This window comes from Paenibacillus glycanilyticus NBRC 16618, assembly GCF_004000805.1.
Lineage (GTDB): Bacteria > Bacillota > Bacilli > Paenibacillales > Paenibacillaceae > Pristimantibacillus > Pristimantibacillus glycanilyticus.
Window position 1 is genome coordinate 83,992 of record NZ_BILY01000009.1, and the last position, 18,968, is coordinate 102,959.

14 protein-coding genes are annotated in these 18,968 nt (G+C 42.0%); 12 read left to right on the forward strand and 2 right to left on the reverse strand.

All coding sequences use genetic code 11. From position 1 onward, the window contains the following. Positions 1-197 precede the first annotated feature (197 nt). The 6 genes from PGL01S_RS09160 (at position 198) to PGL01S_RS09185 (ending at position 8,891) form a co-directional block, all read left to right on the forward strand. Complete coding sequence (locus PGL01S_RS09160) at positions 198-1,178, forward strand: ABC transporter permease (RefSeq protein WP_127493721.1); 981 nt, start codon at positions 198-200, stop codon at positions 1,176-1,178. Positions 1,179-1,215: 37 nt separating this feature from the next. Then, the gene (locus PGL01S_RS09165; RefSeq protein WP_127493723.1) at positions 1,216-2,115 is read left to right on the forward strand and encodes a carbohydrate ABC transporter permease; all 900 of its coding nucleotides are present in this window, start codon (positions 1,216-1,218) and stop codon (positions 2,113-2,115) included. 75 nt (positions 2,116-2,190) lie between these two features. After that, positions 2,191-3,924, forward strand: coding sequence for a type 2 periplasmic-binding domain-containing protein (locus PGL01S_RS09170; RefSeq protein WP_127493725.1), 1,734 nt, complete (start codon positions 2,191-2,193; stop codon positions 3,922-3,924). Positions 3,925-4,015: 91 nt separating this feature from the next. Next, complete coding sequence (locus PGL01S_RS09175) at positions 4,016-5,620, forward strand: response regulator (RefSeq protein WP_127493727.1); 1,605 nt, start codon at positions 4,016-4,018, stop codon at positions 5,618-5,620. Positions 5,621-5,682: 62 nt separating this feature from the next. Next, a complete protein-coding gene (locus tag PGL01S_RS09180) occupies positions 5,683-7,401 on the forward strand; it encodes a sensor histidine kinase (protein WP_164775420.1) in 1,719 nt (572 codons plus the stop codon). Beyond that, a complete protein-coding gene (locus tag PGL01S_RS09185; protein WP_127493731.1) occupies positions 7,401-8,891 on the forward strand; it encodes a glycoside hydrolase family 32 protein in 1,491 nt (496 codons plus the stop codon). Before PGL01S_RS09180 ends, PGL01S_RS09185 begins: the two co-directional genes overlap by 1 nt. A 72-nt stretch (positions 8,892-8,963) precedes the next feature. On the opposite strand, the gene PGL01S_RS09190 is transcribed toward PGL01S_RS09185, so the two are convergent. Both PGL01S_RS09190 and PGL01S_RS09195 read right to left on the reverse strand, forming a co-directional pair. After that, positions 8,964-9,860, reverse strand: coding sequence for a sugar phosphate isomerase/epimerase family protein (locus PGL01S_RS09190; protein WP_127493733.1), 897 nt, complete (start codon positions 9,858-9,860; stop codon positions 8,964-8,966). A 5-nt stretch (positions 9,861-9,865) separates the two neighbouring features. Next, positions 9,866-10,777, reverse strand: coding sequence for a phytanoyl-CoA dioxygenase family protein (locus PGL01S_RS09195; protein ID WP_127493734.1), 912 nt, complete (start codon positions 10,775-10,777; stop codon positions 9,866-9,868). Positions 10,778-10,903: 126 nt separating this feature from the next. Between PGL01S_RS09195 and PGL01S_RS09200 the strand changes: the two genes are divergently transcribed. The 6 genes from PGL01S_RS09200 (at position 10,904) to PGL01S_RS09225 (ending at position 18,851) form a co-directional block, all read left to right on the forward strand. Next, positions 10,904-11,818: an AraC family transcriptional regulator gene (locus PGL01S_RS09200; RefSeq protein ID WP_244935552.1), complete on the forward strand. Its 915-nt coding sequence runs from the start codon at positions 10,904-10,906 to the stop codon at positions 11,816-11,818. Positions 11,819-11,966: 148 nt separating this feature from the next. Beyond that, positions 11,967-13,865 carry a sensor histidine kinase gene (locus tag PGL01S_RS09205; protein ID WP_127493736.1) on the forward strand — a complete coding sequence of 633 codons (1,899 nt, stop codon included), beginning with the start codon at positions 11,967-11,969 and terminating at the stop codon, positions 13,863-13,865. A 43-nt stretch (positions 13,866-13,908) separates the two neighbouring features. Beyond that, on the forward strand, positions 13,909-15,555 hold the full coding sequence (locus tag PGL01S_RS09210; protein WP_164775421.1) for a response regulator: 1,647 nt from the start codon (positions 13,909-13,911) through the stop codon (positions 15,553-15,555). 111 nt (positions 15,556-15,666) lie between these two features. Further along, the gene (locus PGL01S_RS09215; RefSeq protein ID WP_164775422.1) at positions 15,667-16,998 is read left to right on the forward strand and encodes an ABC transporter substrate-binding protein; all 1,332 of its coding nucleotides are present in this window, start codon (positions 15,667-15,669) and stop codon (positions 16,996-16,998) included. Between the two features lie 123 nt (positions 16,999-17,121). Next, the gene (locus PGL01S_RS09220) at positions 17,122-18,003 is read left to right on the forward strand and encodes a carbohydrate ABC transporter permease (protein ID WP_127493743.1); all 882 of its coding nucleotides are present in this window, start codon (positions 17,122-17,124) and stop codon (positions 18,001-18,003) included. Positions 18,004-18,020: 17 nt separating this feature from the next. Beyond that, entirely contained in the window at positions 18,021-18,851 is an 831-nt protein-coding gene (locus tag PGL01S_RS09225) for a carbohydrate ABC transporter permease (protein ID WP_127493745.1), read from the forward strand. Positions 18,852-18,968 lie beyond the last annotated feature (117 nt).

Sequence of the window (18,968 nt, forward strand, 5' to 3'; positions counted from 1 at the left end):
AATATCCCCTTCAAGTAGACACTGAAAAACCTTCATGGTTTGAGTGGCAATTGGAGGGGATATTTTTATCTATCTGGTCGACAGCACGTAAAACGATTGCGTTGATAAAGTATTACTTTTCGTTGATCATCCCCATAGGGGGGAGGGATCACCTCGTATAAAATAAAGGTACTAGATAAGAAAAGGCGGTAGATAACATGACAGCAACAGAGCTTGCACAAGCTCGCAGTAAGGTGAATTTAAAGAAATCTCAGCCGTCATTGTGGAGGAAGCTTAAGGGGCAATGGGACCTGCAACTCATGGTTATACCGGCCGTACTCCTCATTTTATTATTCAGCTATTTTCCGATGTTCGGGTTAATATCCGCATTTCAAGACTATAACCCGTTTAAAGGATACTTTCATAGCGACTTTGTAGGGTTTAAGCATTTTCATCGGTTTTTAAACAACCCTGATTTTGCTCTAACTATGCGCAACACAATTTGCATTAGTTTATTAAAGCTCTTCATTTCATTTCCGGCGCCGATCGTACTTGCTCTCATGCTAAACGAGGTTAATCGAATGGCGTTCAAAAGGATTGTCCAGACGATTACCTATTTGCCTCACTTTCTGTCCTGGGTCATTGTTGGAGGATTAGTGATGTCGTTGCTTGCTGTAGATGGTGGAAGTGTGAATACCATGCTAATTAAGTTACATCTGATCGAGGAGCCAATTAATTGGCTGTCGATCCCGGAGTACTTTTGGGGAATTCTTATCGGGACAAGCGTATGGAAGGAGATTGGTTTTGGCTCAATCGTATATCTAGCGGCGATCGCCGGAATCAATCCCCAGCTTTATGAAGCAGCATCCGTAGACGGGGCAAGCCGCTTCAAGCAAATTTTCCTAGTAACAATCCCGAGTATCGCACCCGTAGTTACAATATTTCTAATCCTGGCGGTGGGAAATCTGCTCAATGCAGGCTTTGAGGATATCCTAGTCTTGACCAATAACTTGAACAATGCGATAGTATCCGATTATTCAACGGTGATCGATACTTATGTATATCAATCGGCCTTTAAAGGATTCAGTCAATATTCATATGCTGCTGCGGCTGGGATGTTTAAATCCGTCATTAATGTTGGCCTTCTGCTCGGAGCCAATTATCTGGCTCGCAGATACAGACAGGAATCGCTTTTTTAAAGCAGATAAATTCGTGATAGAAAGGCAGTGATTTACAATGAACTCATCCATTAAGATAAGCACCGATGATCGCATTATGAGAGTGGTGATTTACGTCCTGTTAACACTGCTAACGATTGCTACGTTCTATCCATTTTGGAATACGGTTGTAATATCGTTCAACAACGGTATGGATACTTCACGCGGCGGACTTTCCTTCTGGCCTCGTCAATTCACATTAGATAACTACGAAGTGGTGATGCATAACCATTTGTTCTTCAAATCGCTGATGACGACTACAGCACGGGTCTTAGCAGGTGTCATCAGTTCAATCTCCCTCACAGCTATGTTTGCCTATGCAATGTCCAAACGTGATCTTATCGGCAAAAAAATGTATATGACGATGGCTATTATTACGATGTACTTCGGCGGGGGGCTCATTCCTACTTATTTGGTTATCAAAGAGCTTCACTTGGTCAACACGTTCTCCGTCCTATTTATACCGTTTACGATCAGTGTTTTTAATATGATTGTATTTCGTTCTTTTTTTAAAGAGCTTCCTATTGCCTTGGAGGAATCGGCTAAGCTTGATGGCGCAAATCATTTCGGTATTTTGTTCAAGATCTATGGGCCGCTTTCAGGTCCGGTACTAGCTGCTCTATCATTGTTCCATGCTGTGTTTCTTTGGAACGACTGGTTCTATGCGGGGATTTATTTAACAACTGAGAAGTGGATTCCCGTACAAACCTATGTGATGAATCTCGTGAACTCCAACGCAGCAACTGCTCAAATGGCTGCCTTAACTGGCGTTTCGAGTTCGTCTGCACCAAGTAGCGTTACGTCCCGCTCGCTTCAGATGGCTACTTTGATTGCGGCGACCCTTCCAATAATTATTGTGTATCCTTTTCTTCAGAGATTCTTTGTAAAGGGCGTATTGATCGGTTCGGTGAAAGAATAACCATAATCGCTAACAAAGGTTTAAAAGTGTAAACTTTTAAATAAATTATTCAAACAGGAGAGGGGTTTCAAGGACATGAAGACAAAAAAAACAGGGTTTGCGCTGATAACGATTATGCTGTGTTTGACAGCGGCGCTTAGCGCATGCAGCGGCAACCAGAACAACGAGAAGAGAAACGAAACCAGTAATGTAGAAACGAACAACGGAACAAAAGGTGGTAACGCTGACGGCACTAAAACGGAGAATACGCAGCCGGTCGTTGAAAACAGCGAGTATCCGACTCTTGGAAAGGAAGAGTTGAAATTTAGCTTTTATGTAAACTATGACTGGTACGCGCCCGTTGGCTACGGCAACGATCCTACTACCAAATGGCTCAAGGACACGAAAAAAATCAATATTGAGGAAGTATCCTCCGGAGGAAACGCTCAGCAAAAATTTGGTACGATGGTTGCAGGTGACCAATACCCGGACGTCATTCAACTTGATCGCGGTTCCAAAGAGTTCAACAGCCTTGTAGAAAACGGCAAGTTGGTGGCAATCGATGATTATTTGAATAAATACCCTGCCTTGAAAGAATTATTGGATCCAGAAACCCTTAACTCGCTTCGTTCACCAGACGGCAAAATTTACGGAATCCCGAATTGGTTCAACAGTACGCGTAACCCTAATCAAACGCTTGGCAATGGATGGCTTGTTAACCGTAAAGTATATAAGGAACTTGGACAGCCCAAATTAGAGACTTTCGATGATCTGTACGCATTCCTAAAACAAGTTAAAGAAAAATATCCGAATATGGTTCCCATTGATACGGGGAATGTAACGGATGGTAACCCGATGCTTGTCGACTATATCTATGCCGGCATGGGCGATAATCGTAATGCTTTGCCAACAAGTAATGTCACAGGAGGCGGGCGCGTCAATTTGGAAACAAGCCAAGTCGAATCGCTTTTTGACGATCCCGCTTATAAGGAAACGTGGAAGTTTTTAAATTTACTATTTCGTGAGAAGCTGCTTTCTCAAGACACGTTTACGCAGAAAGCGGAGCAATTCAAAGAGAAAATTAATAGCGGGCGTATTGCGATTATGGCTATTAACGATGCGGCAGGCAACGGAAAAGAAGCAAACAATATTTTAGGCGACAATGGTTATGATTTTCTTCCGCTTATTCATAAAACGGGCGTTGACGCGAGCAAAGTGAAAAATGCAGGAGTTGGCACGCTAGGGTGGAACCTGGACGTGATTACGACTTCGGCAAAATCTCCAGAACGGATCTTTGAGTTCCTAGATTGGTGGGCAAGCAAAGAAGGGCAGCGTATCATGAACTTTGGACCTCCTGGGCTTTTATATGACCAAGTCGATACAAATGGTGCTCCTATAGACAATGAGAAAGCGAAAACAATAACGGATAAAGAGAAGCAAGACTTGAAACTGTTTAACTTCCGTCCGCTTGGTTCTTGGTATAATACAATTATTGTAAATGCCAAAACAGCACAAGATCCATCCAAAGAAACATGGGATAGTAAAGCTAGTAAATTTTATGGTCAGTTTGTAGCGAAAGAAATCAACACGGACCAATTTAATAGCTTCCAGGGAATGGACCCGAATTCCGAAGCGGGCGTTGCTTCCCAGCAAATTAAACAAATTGCTCTAAAGGAACATACGAAACTCTTCTATGCCAAGGATGACGCTGCTTTCGAAGCGGAATTCAGTAAGTATATGGATGAAGTCAACAAAGCTGGCTATGATAAAGTTCTGGCATATCAGAATAAAACTTGGGCTGAAAATAAAAAGCAGTTGGGCATTCAGTAGAGACAACGAGCCTACCATTCATATCTATAAAACGATAGGGTATACTTGCTACACAAGTATACCCTATCGTTTATACCCGAGGTGAAGGCAGATGGTTTACAAAGTTATGCTGGTAGATGATGAAAGCATCGATTTAGAGTGGCTGCAAAGACGTATTCCTTGGGGGAATATGGGAATGCAAGTAACCGCGCAATTTAATAGTAGTTTTCACGCATTAAACAAGCTATCGGAACAACCGGTAGATATCTTGATTACAGATATCAATATGCCAATTATGTCAGGGCTTGAACTCGCTCGAAAAGCCAAAGCGCAGCAATCCGAACTTATCATCATCTTTGTTAGTGGTCATGAAGAGTTTGATTATGCAAAACAAGCTCTTCAAATGAGTGCATTCGGATATGTGCTAAAACCATTCCAAGACTCAGAGTTATTGCAGTTGTTGGAGCAAGCAATTGATCACTTAAATGCGGCTCATTACAGAAATAATGAACAGCGCCAGTGGGCTGAAGCATTGCCTTTGTTGAAAAGCGAACAAGTTATTCAGTGGCTGGAAGGAGCCTTTGTTCAACATAGAGAGGAAGCTGAGGCATATATAAGATCTTCTTTTTACGGTCATCGAAACGAATGTGGATTTATGATCATCATGATTGAGATCGATGATGTGGAGTGGAAATTGAACCGTCTCTCGGTAGCTGAGAAAGAGGCTCTTATGAATAAAGTAATCGGCATAATAGATCAAGCGGTAGGGAACCTAAATTATACACAAGTCAAGCTGATTAAACCTGCTGCGAATCGTTTTACCGTTATTATACCGGTTCCAAAAGTGGTAGATCCAATTATTGATACGCTGACAGAAGCCATTAATCAGGTTAAACAATCGACCCTCTTAACCGTCACAATCGCACTTGGGCAAAAAGTGGAGCACATTGAAGGGTTGCCTCAAAGTTACGATACAGCAAGAAAGTTGCTTAGCTATAAAATGTTTCTAGGTAAGAATAGAATTCTAGAAGAGCAAAGTGTAAAAGGGAATGTTTCCCAAGAAGCAATTGATTTAGAACTAAAGGTTGAGTCCTTGTTCATCGCTATGTCCGAATATAATTTAGTTAGAATAGATGATCTTATTCAACAATTATTTCGGTTTATGACGGGGTTGGAGTCACGGGTAACTGTCTATCAGTTCGTTATTCATCTGATTAGCAGGCTGGGAGAAAAATTTCGCCAAGCCGAAGAAAATTTATACGATTTACTTCACTGGGACTATAAACATCTGGATGTTCTCTTCCAATTTGAAACGATCGATGATATACAATCTTGGCTGAGGAGAAGATTCTTTGAGCTTTCAGAGAAACTTTATGCAAAGAAGCAGAGACAGAACCGCAAGACAATCGATCAAATAAAAAATTACGTAAAAACTCAAATCGAGCATAAACCAACTTTACGGGATGTTTCGCGCGTATTTGCGTTTTCGCCAAATTACTTAGGATATATGTTTAAAGAGGAAACAGGGGAAAACTTCAGCGAATTTCTGGTGCGTATGCGGTTAGAGCGAGCCTGTGAGCTTCTGCTTGATCCAGCCATAAAAATCTACGAAATAACGGAGCGAATAGGGTATAAGAATATTATTTACTTTAATCGTCAATTCAAGGAACATTACGGTATGACACCATCCGATTATCGAAGGCTTCATAAAATATGAGGAGTTGCAATTGGTTTAAACGCCTAAGAAGGAAGTCTTATTTTCCTTTCGCATACCAAATCATGATTCCTTATTTGATCCTTGTCATGTGCACCGATATCTTAGTCGGAACTTTTTCCTACACTAGTCTAATTAACTCAAAAACGGAATCCACTCAAACCAATATGAAGCGCACGCTCGAGCAAATTCGCGATAATGTTTCCTACAATGTGCGCGATTTTAATCGAATTGGCAATCAGTTGTTCAGCAGCACAACCTTTCAACAGCAGCTTCAGGTCAAGGATGATCCCTATCATGTGCTGGATGTCACTCTAACGGGCATATTACCTGTCCTGGAGACAACCACTGCGCTCTCCGTCAATAATCTGCATGTCTATGTATATGCAAATAACAATATGATGAAAGAGGTCTACGACAAAGCATCGGAGCAGATTCAAGATAAATCCTATAGCTTACTTAATTTAAATCGAATAGCAAATAGAACGTGGTATCAGGAAATGTTGGTTAGCAATAAAGACAACGTTTGGCGTCAGGTCGAGGCGGATCGTGAATGGGGGAACATTTCGCTGCTTCGCAAGCTTATTTCATTTTACGATTTTAAAAAGCAAATAGGGTATTTACGTTTATCTATTAAGCTCTCGGATCTTTTTCAATCCGTACAATCCTATAAAATAACCGAAGGAACGGTGGTAAGGGTTCTTGATAAAACGACTGGTCAGACGATCTATGATCCAACCCCCAATCAAACAGTGAAGTTATTAAGAAAACCTTTGCTCCAGATTCAGGAAGACTTGCCGAACACCAATTGGGTGCTTGAAGCAGTTGTACCGAGAACTGACTTAAAGAAGGAAGCTGTACGGATTCGCAATATGATGTTAATCATTTGTTCTTTAAGTTTTCTGGGCATGGCGCTCATTGGTCTTATTGTCGCTAAATATTTTGCTCGGAAGGTTAAAAGAATTGTGACACGCATTCAAAATTTCCAAGAAGGAAATTTCGATATCCGTATTCAGGTTCCAGGCAGAGATGAATTCAGTTTGATTTCGATTTATTTTAACAGGATGGCCAATCATATTGAGGAACTGATTCGCGAGGTCTTTATCCGTAACATCCAGAAAAAAGAAGCAGAACTTAACGCCCTGCAGGCACAGATTAGTCCTCATTTCTTATACAATACCCTGTCTTCAATTAACAGTCTTGCCAGTATGGGGGACATCACTAGGTTAACAAAAATGGTAACGGGCTTGGCTCGCTTTTATCGATTAACGCTTAATGAAGGGAATATGCTAATCTCACTGAGCAAGGAAATCCAGCAAGTGAAATCTTATATAGAGATTCAACAGATCAAGTACGCTGACCGTTTCAGTGTTAATTATGACATTGATCCAAATTTGCTAGAACTACATATTCCGAAATTAATTCTTCAACCCTTTGTAGAAAATGTTCTGAAGCATGCCTGGTATGATGAAAGGATACATATACGCATTGTGGCTGAATGGCAACAGAATGAAGTTGTTCTAAAAATTATTGATGACGGCGTCGGCATTACCCAGGCTGTCCAACAAAAGCTGAAGCAGTTAAAAAGTGAAGAGAATGAGTATTCTTCAGGTTACGGGATTCGAAATGTCGATCAACGGATTCGTATCCAATATGGGGAAAGTTGGGGAGTTTCGATTTTCAGCCGCCTTGGTATCGGAACAACTGTAGTAATTCGGATCCCGTTGCCTTTATCTCTATTAAAAGAAATGAAAAATAGTAATCTGGAGGATGTTAAAAGATAATGAACGATTCAAGTCTACGTCACGATAAACAGGTAAGGCAAGCCAATGCCGCCCTTTTAATGGCTATTGATGAACGACAAAAAAAAGACCGAAAAGACCCCTTTAGACTTGATTATCATTTTATGGCTCCAGCAAACTGGATTAATGACCCTAATGGTTTTATCTACTTTAAGGACAAGTATCATCTTTTCTACCAACATCATCCCTTTAGCGCAATATGGGGGCCAATGCATTGGGGACATGCGATTAGTGAAGATTTAGTTCATTGGGAACACGTTCCAATTGCGCTTGCGCCGAGCGAGACCTACGATGAAGGAGGTTGCTTCTCAGGAAGCGCAATAGATAACGATGGGGTTCTGACCTTAGTTTACACGGGGCATGCTCCGAACCGCAAACCTAAACAGGTGCAATGCATTGCATCAAGTCCGGATGGCATCAAATTCGAGAAATGGATGAATAATCCGGTTATTGCATTCCCTCCACCCGATGGGTCAGAGGAGTTTCGAGATCCAAAGGTATGGCGCTCGGGAGAATATTGGTACATGATAGTCGGTACATCATTTGAGGGGAATGGAAAAGTTGTTATCTATCGATCAAGCAATTTAACGGATTGGAATTACAGAGGAACTCTCCTGGAGAGTAGCGGTATGAAGGGTACAATGTGGGAATGCCCCGATTTGTTTACTATAAATGATCGAGCGATATTAATTGTATCTCCCATGGATATGGAAGGATGTAAAAATCGTTGTATTGCCATATTAGGGGAATACGATGAGGCGAACGGAAAATTTATGGAACAGGAATGGGTCGATCTCGATTATGGGACCGATTATTATGCGGCGCAAACCTTATTGGATGGCAAAGGTCGCAGAATTGTAATTGGTTGGATGGATATGTGGGGTGCAAAAGCACCTTCAGCCCAATATGGATGGTCAGGCGCTATGACGCTACCGAGAGAGCTTTCTTTGTTTCCGGATCATTCATTATGCATTCGACCGATCATTGAACTGCAGAAGCTTAGACACACGCCACGTTTATACGAGGATTTTATATTAAATTCCGAAACTATCGAACTTCCGGAAATACTCAGCACTAGATTAGAAATGCAAGTGGAGTTGGATTTAAGAAGAACTACTGCGGCGAAGATCGGAGTTCATCTCCGGAGCTCGGCAGATGGGCAGGAAGAAACTATCCTTGTATACGATTCAAAATATGAAACGATCAAGATAGAGAGAAATCGTTCCGGTATTGGTGACAAAAACAGTTGCAGCTATAAAGTTAAGAATGGCGAAAGTGTTCTCAAATTACAAGTTTTTTTGGATCAGTCATCTATAGAGGTATTTATTAATGACGGAAGAGCAGTTATGACCTCGCGTATTTTTCCGCGTTCGGACAGCAGAGGGGTAAGGTTGTTTGCCGAGCAAGGTACGGCTACATTTCGTTCGCTTCGTATGTGGTCGTTAAAGTCGGTTTGGCCTCAAGCTGATTAGGACAATTGGAGAATCTCATATTAAAAGGGAAGGTGCTTAGAGCGCACCTTCCCTTTTTTTAGAAGCTTATACTTAGATTTGATTAGCAATGGCTTTTTTCCACTGATATTTAGCGAGCTTCATTAACTTAAGTGATTGATTCCACCTTGAAGTAGCATCGTCTTGTCGAGGTCCATGATTGTTTGGGGTACCGATTCCATATGGGGTTGGACCTAACTCGCAGACGAATGGAAGGGAGGCATATGGATCAGCAGAAGATAGCCAATATACCATTCCCTGTCTCCACCAGGATGCAAAAAGTTGCACCAATGGGTCTTCTTCGTTATACTCGGAATCAATTTGAATTTGTTGTCCGTTTGAAATACGCCCATGGATACAAGAGGTTCTGCTAAGAAGCTTATTCAGATGCATCTGCGCTTTAAATTCATAATCCGGCAAAAAACCGTCCATCTCACCAGCTAATACGTAGTGAGAAAAATCAATTGTCAGCCGAAGCTCGGGAAGTGCATCGACATAGCCAGATGTTCGTAACAGATCTTGGGTTATACGTCCACGGTGTGTTTCAACAAAATGGGCAATACCTATGTCAGCAGCAGCTTTATTCATATCTCGAAGAAGTGAAACAGCTTCGTCACCGATAACAAGGCTATCCCTTACTTGAGAACTGATATATGTCGCACCGAATGCAACTGCCTTATCCGCATCTTCCTCGAGTTCTTTAACAGAGCCTGGAAACCCACCTGTACCAAAGCTGAAATCATAGTAATCTAGGAGCCTGCGCCATTTTTCTTGTTCTTGCTCAGGGGGAATGGCGGCATGGATCCCGGTAAAACCCGCCTCAGCTAGCTTCTCGAACTTTTCCTCCAATGACCATTCTCGTCCATCTGTTCCAACGCCGCTCATAGCCCACCAGGACTGTTGAATGTCCAGCTTTGGGTGAATGGGGCTGAGTTTAAATTGATCTGCCATGATGATCAACCGATCCAAAAGTCTTCATGAGGATAACGGAAAGTGGATGGTTTTTTAGCTTCACGAATCTCTAATTCACCTGTTGGACGATACACAAATGGTTCTTCTTCACATGCATAAGGGGCTTGTTGACGAAGCTCGATGCATGCCTGAAGTACTTGCTGTTTTGCTTTCAGGTAATCCTTGTTGTGCGGGCCAAACTCCAGCTCAATTTCGCCAGGACGGAACTCGAAATAGACGGTACGGCGCAGTGCATTACCATCGCCGCTAGGTGAGCCGTGAACGACTGTGATGTCATGAATAATAGCATCACCAGCTTCTAGAGGAACCGGAATGGCATCTTCCGTGCTGAAGCCTTCGCGGCTGCAGCGCTCTTTGGAAGCTTCAACCGTCCATCTGTTGCTGCCAGGGATGACCCACAGGCAAGATTTCAAATCTGCGTCATCCAAGTAAAAGTCCATGTTGAATATCGGACGTTCATCAGTACAACCGACTGGACGTTCTGCATCGCGGTGCCAAGGCACGATGATACCTTCATTTGGCATTTTAATAACCATAGAATCCCATGTAGGAATAAAGTTATTGCCTTGAAGTTTTTCAACCGAATTGAGGATAAATGGGTGGGCTAAAAGTGCTTTTGCCGAGTCACTTTTGTCAATAACATACTCAATTCGCTTAAGCACGCTTTCACCTGTTTTTGATCCTTTTCCATATTGAAAATCTTTATCTGTAGATATGCCTTGAGCTCCTAATTCCAGCAGAGCCTGCATGTCCCTCTGAACGGCTGTTAGTTCATCTTTTTGAAGGACACCACGGATGACGAGAAATCCATTCTCCCGAAAAAATTGGGCCTGATCGTCAGAAATTACTTTTTGGGTTCTTGCATCAGCTACGGGCATTGCATTGATAGAATTCATTATATTCGCACTTCCTCTACGTTTTATAAGTTGTCTCATGTATGATAATAAGTGTTCATAGACAAAAAGTATTTAGACGAAACCTATAAATCGGTTGCCAAAATCACTTAAGAAAGAGGACTTAATATGACAGACTCGATATCAAATATTGACCTAATAGAGATGAACCCTACGGATACAATACCGTGGATGAAAGACTACTATTGTCCCCCATATATTACGATGGCTCATAGTTTCAATGCTCCACTAGGATGGATGATTGAAAATAGAGTGCTCAGACAATATGCACTCCAATACGTTGTGAACGGTGCGGCTGAATATCCGGTATCCGGGGTAGAATACAATACCGTTCAAGGCGATTTGCTGTTTCATCGGCCAGGTGAGCCTCATTCCATTCGTACTATTGAGGGGAAACCTTATGTGTGCCTATCAATTGTATTTCATTTTGGTTCTTCTGTTTTTCCGTTTGATCAACTATTTCAAGAACGGCACTTGCTAGGTAATTTCGCTGGACAGTCAGTGGAAAGGAAGCTGACTCAGTTAATCCGATTATATGGTGTTCCCGGCTTAAGTAATCAAATGCAATGCCAAGGGCTATTAATGCAGATTCTTGCTGAGGCAGCTAAGAGCGGAACGCGTGAGGTAGAGACCAAAGGTGGAACGCTTGGTCCGATTTTGGCGAAGATGGTGCTTGTTAAAAATTATTTAGTCGACCACTATATGAGCGATGTTAGTCACATGGACTTGGAGCAGGTTTCAGGTCTTTCACGCAATACCATTATTCTTAAGTTCAAAAATACATTCGGCATGACGCCAATGCAGTACCTTACTTGGGTCCGTATTCAAAAAGCAAAGGAGCTGGCTATTCAAACAAATCTCTCAATCGGGGAGATTGCTCGAAATGTCGGTTACTCGGATGTACATACATTTGGGAAAATGTTCAAGAAAAATACCGGTGCTAGCCTTACGGATTTCTGCAATACGTTGACGACGGATTATCTGAACACGAGACCTCGTATTGTCCCACATGAAGTCGATTAAAACTAAACGATCTTTCTAAAGGAGTTATTCGAATTGTATTTCAGCTTACTGTGACCCCTTATGCTATAATGATTGCTGAATTAGAGCTATTACAAAAAAACAAGTACATAAAATAGGCACCTAAGCTAGAAAGGATGGCTCATCATCAATGATTATGAACAAGCTGTATCTTAATTGGCTTCGTCATCAAGTAATCCGTACTAAAATTATCGCCATTTATATTCCGCTCATAATCATACCATTACTAGTGCTCGGATTTTTATCAAACCGTATCTATTCGGATGCTATTGTAGAGAAGACTATTGGCAATGTCACCGATAGTTCCTCACTAATAATCACGCGCATCAATGGTATTTTGACTAATGCTGAGAGCTGTGCAAACATTTTGACAATCAATTTGAATCGAGTCATTCAGGATTATCAAAAAAACGAACCTAACAGCGAATATAACAGTGAATATGACAGTGAATATGACAGTGAACATAACGGCGAGCGGAGTCTCGAGTTATCGACATTAATAACGAATCAGCTTAGCTTCGCTCTCCTAGTATTTCCGGATGTAGAGAGTGCTGCGTTTATTGATAACAATGGAAATATTTATGGAACCTCCTCTGCCATTGAACAAAGCTCAACGGTGGGAAACATTTTAGAGATGCCTATAATTAAAAAAATCGAAAATACAAGTGGTCAGAATATCTGGTTTCCTATGGAACGTCGGGACTTTTTAACTCTCAATAATTCGGATCCTGTCCTTACTGTCGGAAAAAGAGTTAACAACATATACACGGGTCAAGAACTTGGCCGATTGGTACTGAATGTCAAAGAGAGCGCACTGTCGTCCATCTTTAAGCGTATCGGAAAAGATGCTGACAGCACTTACTTTCTTGCGGATCAAACTGGAACTATCGTATCTTCTGCCGATCATAGCCAGCTACTGCATTCTATTGAAGATCCCTCTTTGCGTGCTTGGATCAACAGGACTGAGAACGGTTCAGTCGTCGATCGTTTTCAAGGAAACAAACAACTCGTAATTAGTTCAAAGGTGGATAATTTCGGGTGGAAATTAATTTCGATAGAACCTTTTGAGAAGTTGACTGCCGATAGCCGAAAAATTACAACGATAATTGCAATTATTGGTTTGTTTTGCTTTCTATTTGCTTTAATGGGCGCGGGTATTTTGAATCGCTTAATAGCAAGGCCGATTGTGTTACTGACCAAGAATATGAAGCTCGTTAAGGAGGGAAATCTTAGTCTTAGGCTGTCTGTTCGTACAAATGATGAGCTGGGCTTATTGGCCTCCGGTTTTAATACAATGATCGAACGGATTAATCAGCTTCTAGATAATGTTCGTTTTGAGCAAAAGAAGAAACGTGAATACGAGCTTGCCCTTATTCAATCTCAGATCAAACCCCATTTCCTATACAATACACTTGATGTTATCTATGCTCTCTCGGAGATTGGACGCATCAAGGATGTTCAGCGTACTACAAAGTCACTGGCTGATTACTATCGAATTATGTTGAGTAAGGGAAGAGAAGAAATCATACTACAGGACGAGCTTCAAGGCATACGCGATTACCTTGCCATTCAGCGAATCAGGTATGCTGATGTGTTTGATTACCACATTGATGTTCAACCAGAAGCATTAAAATGTACGGTTCTCAAACTGATACTTCAGCCATTGGTTGAAAATGCGATATACCATGGACTCAAAACAAAAGGTGAATTTGGACATCTTTCGGTAACTGGAGGATGCCAAGGAGATGAGCTCGTTCTTATAGTTAGGGATGACGGAGTTGGAATCCCTGCTGCTAGAATCGCATCTCTCCTTCAGGATGAAATGGTTCAGGGCATTGATTCGTCTTTTTCCAATTCAGAAGCAGAAAGCGGTGGAAGCTCGTTTGGGTTACGTAGTGTGAACAGCCGCATCAAGTTGTATTTCGGCGATAGTTATGGCCTTACAATTAAGAGTAAGCAGGCCCAAGGGACGGAAATCATTGTACGATTACCGAATAGTTATGCGGGACAGCAAAGGGAACAAGACTAAAATATAAATGAAGCTGAACAACGAGATAAAGGAGTCTAGGGACATGCTTCAAGTATTAATAGCAGATGATGAATGGATATTCCGTGAGTATCTTAAAACAGTGTTTGACTGGGAATTATATGGTTTTCGGATTAGTGGAGAAGCAAAAAATGGGGTAGAAGCTTTGGAGCTGGTTAAAGCTACACCGCCAGATATTGCGCTTGTGGATATTACAATGCCATTTATGGATGGATTAGAATTAGCCGAACGTTTGAGGATAGACCATCCTCATGTAAGTATTGTTCTAATTACAGGGCATAACGAGTTCGATTATGCACGGCGAGCAGTAAAGATAGGAGTAGAGGATTATATCCTGAAACCATTTTCCAAAGATGAGTTGATGTTAACTTTACTCAAACTGCAGGAAAAGCATTCGAAGCAGCGGGAAGAACAGTTAACACTCCAGCAACATATGACGCTTATGCGTGAAAGCTTACTGCTTCGTCTTATTACCGGAGAACTTGCGGAGCGAGAAGACTCACTGAAAAAACTGCTGGCTTCCTACCAGTTGAGGCTTGAAGCACCTGCCTATGCAGTTGCATGTATTGAAATCGACGACATGGATCGTAAATGGAGCGAGGTCAGCGAGCGTCTGCTCTGGAAATATGCGGTAACAAATATTCTCGTAGAGGCTATGGAGGAATCTGGAGGCAATCCTGTCATTTTTAATGGCCCGGAGGGAAGAATTGTATGCCTTTACGGCCAGTCCGAAGAGCACGGAATAAGATTAGATGCAAATGCACAAGATCAGCGAGCCTCGGGAGAAACTGCTATCTCTCTTCGTCGATTGGAGCCGTTCGAAAAGCTATGTTTGCTAATAAAACGGTATCTGCACTTTACGATTACAATAGGAATAGGCAATTTGTATGATCATGTCGATGGTATTCGCAACTCCTATGATGAGGCGTTAATTGCGTTACAGAACAAATTCATTCTTGGCAACGATCGTGTCATTGAATATGGGCAACATGTTTCCGGAGGGAGCAACACTCGCTATCCCCCAGAAATAGGTGAAGAACTGCAGAGGCTGCTTCGAGCACAAGAAGATGAACAAATGAATGAGAAGCTAGGCGAGTTATTTCAATACATTCGTGATGAAAAGTTAACGATTGATTATACCTATGTAATCTGCATGAACTTGGTTTCGATTTGTCTGGGGTACGTGACGGAAGCGGGCCATCCCATTGAGGACTGCTTTGGTGAACATTTCTTTCCTTACAGCGAAATTCGCCAACTTGCCTCTATTGACGAGGCAGAGCGATGGATGATGTCTTTGTATAAGAAATCAGTAGAATATACGCGACGTTATAAAAAAACGAGATCCTCTATTATTGCTCAATCTGCCAAAGCCTTCATAGAAGGGAAGTACGGCGATCCTGAGCTTGGTGTTGATATGGTGGCGCAGCATGCTTACATTAATGCTAGCTATTTGCGGGCAGTCTTCAAGAAAGAAATTGGAATGACGGTTACGGATTATATTACGTATACTCGGATGAACAAGGCCAAGGAGCTGCTTAGCGGCGGCAACCGTAAGCTTGCTGACATCGCAGAGACGATTGGCTATAATGACGGGAGTTATTTCAGTAAGAGCTTCAAAAAGTTTTTTGGCTTTACACCAAAAGAATATGAGAACCAAGCGAAAATGAAATAAACGATGCGCGGATAGTACAAAACGCCATCGTTTTTTCCATTATCGGGCTGTTATTTGCATCTTATAATAAAAATCATAACTCACGTAAGTATGAAGGGGAGGATATTCATTATGAAAAAGTGGGCGCTTGCACTAATTGCCGCGACTATGGTAATGAGTTTAGCCGCGTGCGGAAGCAATAACAAAGACAGCAGTGCGGCAAATTCAGGTGAAAAAGCCACAGAGGGAACCTCGGATAATGGAAAAGGCAGTAGTGCAGAACCAGTCAAGCTTCGCATTTACGCGCAGTACTCAGATGAGGATACTAAGGGACCTTACGACTATGCAGTCGCCGAGTTGAAGAAAGAGATGCCTAATGTGGAGCTTGATTTGGACATTCAAGCCCAGGATGACGGACAAAAGCTGAAGACTTATGCGGCGACAGGGAATTTGCCAGATATTTTTCAAGTGGGATTGGATTTAATTAATACATTCAAGAAATCAAATAACATTTTGCAACTTGACAGTTACGTAGAGCAGTTAGGTTTTAAGGACAAGGTATTGCCAAGTGCAATGAATACACTCGTCACGGATGATGGTCACACCTATGCTTTCCAGTATGCCGGCAATGAAGTTGCTATGTTGTTCTACAATAAAGAGATTTTCGAGAAAAATAACGTGAAAGTGCCAACGACTTATGACGAGATGATGGCCGCTGTCAAAACCTTTAATGCAAATGGGATAACGCCAATGGCCTTATTTGCTAAAGAGAAATGGCCTACTGTTGCTCTCTTTGATATGTTTGCTTCTCGATCGGATGCAGCTGGCATTACTAAACTGGACAAAGGTGAAGCCAAAGCAAGCGATCCGGCATTCAAACAAGCAGCGGAAGAGATCGTAAAGCTTGTTAAAGCAGGTATGCTTCCAAAAGGCGCTACAAATCTTAACTACGACCAGGCTGCTGCTTTGTTCCATGAAGGGAAAGCGGCTATGTTTTTGAATGGCCAATGGGAGATCGCGGCTTCCACGGAAGCGCTTGGTGAGAAACTTGGTTTTATGTACGTACCTGCTCCGGATGCTGCAACCTATGAGAATGCAAAGCTGACTTTTAGCGGCGGCGGCGGTCCGGGAGGATATGCAGTAAACCCCTCTAGCAAAAATGTAGAACTGGCGGCAAAAGTCGCTGCATTTATGGCTGAGAAATACGCAGAATTCAAGTTCACCCAAAAAGGAACTCCAATGGTAGCGCTTAAGGTTGACAAGCCAATCATTAATAAGTTCCCGCCGGTAATGGAACAATTGGCTGCCGATATTCCAAGCATGAAAACGACATCCTTTTCATGGGGTCTAAGCAATCCGAAATTCAAAGCTGCCATCGAGGACGCTTCACAAAGCTTAATGACAGGTACCTATTCAGCGGATGACTTCATCAGCGATATCAGTAGCGCGATACCTTCTAAGTAACAATAGAAAGAATTGCGAGTAACGGAAAACCCATGCCGATTCGTAAGGGTGTGGGTTTTTTCTTTTATAAGTAATGATTAAGACTGTAAATGGTGTTTTTCAACATAAGAAGGAAGTGAAAACATGCGAAAATACTTGGGGAACAAGACGGCAATACTTCTTTTTATTTTGCCAGCCCTACTTCTATATACAGTTGTTGTATTTTATCCAGTCGTACAGGTTTTTTATAGAAGCTTTTTCGACTGGGATGGTTTGTCCGAAGCGAGTTTTATTTATTTCGATAACTATATAAGACTGTTTCACGATCATATTTTCTATACTTCTTTATATAACAGCGCCGTGTTCGCAGTCATTATTGCGATCGTTCAGATTACAATCGGTACGATGCTCGCGTTTGCAGTTGCCGAAGTGGCTATGCGCGGAAGGAAGTTCGTTCGCATCACGGTATTCATCCCAGTTGTCCTTTCCATTACAGTAGTCTGTCAATTATGGCTAGCCATGTATAACGGTGAATATGGTCTCATAAATAAATTGTTTGAAATGCTTGGACTTCACTATCGACAAGATTGGCTGTCCAATAAAAATACGGCAATCTTTGCATTGGCAGCGGTTAATGCTTGGCAGTACATGGGATATCATTTCGCTTTGTTGCTGGCAGGTGTTAAATCCATTCCTGAGAGTTATATGGAAGCGGCCCGTATTGATGGAGCAAGTAAGATGAAGGCACATCTGAGCATTACGATGCCTCTTCTAGGTGAAACGTATAAATTCTGCTTAATATTAGCATTTACTGGTGGCTTAAATGCTTTCGCCAATATGTATATTATGACAAGCGGAGGGCCGGGGACGACAACGTACACACTTACTTATATGATGTTTCGTTCAGCATTCCGAGTTGGTGAATTCGGTTACGGTAGTGCATCGGCGGCATTTCTAGTCATTGAATGTCTGGTGGTTACACTTATTATAAATAAGCTTATTGCGCGTGATCCCATTGTCTACTAGGAAAGGAGCCGACATCCATGAAGCTTAGAATGAAACACCCCCTAACTAATGTATTAATCTGGCTGTATGCGTTGCTTTCCATCTATCCGTTATTTTGGATGATTTCGTATTCGCTAAAAAACAATAATGAAATATTCGTTACCAATCCTTTTGGATTTCCATTGCACCCTCGTTTTGAAAATTACAAGACCGCGTGGACCAGCTTTAATGTACCTCAATATTTCATGAACAGTGTGATCGTCTCCGTAGTAACAGTCGTATTTAGCTTAAGCATGGCCGTTCTGTTTGCCTATGCAGTCGCCCGAATGAGATGGCGGTTCAGTGGTGCGGCGCGTACGTACATGACTATAGGTATGTTCGTGCCTGTGCAAGTCATTATGATTCCGCTTGCGATTCTAATGCGAGACTTTCATTTAGCCAATTCCTATTTGACACTAATCGTTCCGTATATTGCTTTCAATCTATCGTTTGCTACACTCGTATTTTATGGGTTCTTTAGAGGAGTGCCAGTTGATTTGGAAGAAGCGGCCTGCATTGACGGTGCGTCAATATACCGTACTTTTTTCAGCGTAATGTTGCCGATTATTCGCCCGTCTATCGCTACCATGATCATCTTCGTTTTTCTTGCGGCGTGGAACGAATTTCCTATTGCGATGATGCTGATTTCGAAGGAGTCACTAAAAACGCTTCCGCTTGGCTTATTGTTTTTTCAAGGACAATTTACTACAGACTGGGGCGCAATGGGAGCGGCAATGACAATAGCTAGCTTGCCCACACTATTGCTTTATATACTATTTAGCGAGCAGGTTGAGAATGCATTGACAGTTGGATCAGCTGTTAAAGGATGATGAGATTGTTGAATCGGTCGATAATACGGAAGCGGTAGCCCCTAGGGGCTACCGTTTTCTTATAAAAACCTGGTGCATTGGTTTATAAGTAATTACATGGGATTCTAAAAGGGGATT

Bases quoted from the DNA above. Each gene is read 5' to 3' on its own strand.
- PGL01S_RS09160 (WP_127493721.1), top strand. From the start codon at position 198: ATGACAGCAACAGAGCTTGCACAAGCTCGCAGTAAGGTGAATTTAAAG.
- PGL01S_RS09165 (WP_127493723.1), top strand. From the start codon at position 1,216: ATGAACTCATCCATTAAGATAAGCACCGATGATCGCATTATGAGAGTG.
- PGL01S_RS09170 (WP_127493725.1), top strand. From the start codon at position 2,191: ATGAAGACAAAAAAAACAGGGTTTGCGCTGATAACGATTATGCTGTGT.
- PGL01S_RS09175 (WP_127493727.1), top strand. From the start codon at position 4,016: ATGGTTTACAAAGTTATGCTGGTAGATGATGAAAGCATCGATTTAGAG.
- PGL01S_RS09180 (WP_164775420.1), top strand. From the start codon at position 5,683: ATGATTCCTTATTTGATCCTTGTCATGTGCACCGATATCTTAGTCGGA.
- PGL01S_RS09185 (WP_127493731.1), top strand. From the start codon at position 7,401: ATGAACGATTCAAGTCTACGTCACGATAAACAGGTAAGGCAAGCCAAT.
- PGL01S_RS09190 (WP_127493733.1), bottom strand. From the start codon at position 9,860: ATGGCAGATCAATTTAAACTCAGCCCCATTCACCCAAAGCTGGACATT.
- PGL01S_RS09195 (WP_127493734.1), bottom strand. From the start codon at position 10,777: ATGAATTCTATCAATGCAATGCCCGTAGCTGATGCAAGAACCCAAAAA.
- PGL01S_RS09200 (WP_244935552.1), top strand. From the start codon at position 10,904: ATGACAGACTCGATATCAAATATTGACCTAATAGAGATGAACCCTACG.
- PGL01S_RS09205 (WP_127493736.1), top strand. From the start codon at position 11,967: ATGATTATGAACAAGCTGTATCTTAATTGGCTTCGTCATCAAGTAATC.
- PGL01S_RS09210 (WP_164775421.1), top strand. From the start codon at position 13,909: ATGCTTCAAGTATTAATAGCAGATGATGAATGGATATTCCGTGAGTAT.
- PGL01S_RS09215 (WP_164775422.1), top strand. From the start codon at position 15,667: ATGAAAAAGTGGGCGCTTGCACTAATTGCCGCGACTATGGTAATGAGT.
- PGL01S_RS09220 (WP_127493743.1), top strand. From the start codon at position 17,122: ATGCGAAAATACTTGGGGAACAAGACGGCAATACTTCTTTTTATTTTG.
- PGL01S_RS09225 (WP_127493745.1), top strand. From the start codon at position 18,021: ATGAAGCTTAGAATGAAACACCCCCTAACTAATGTATTAATCTGGCTG.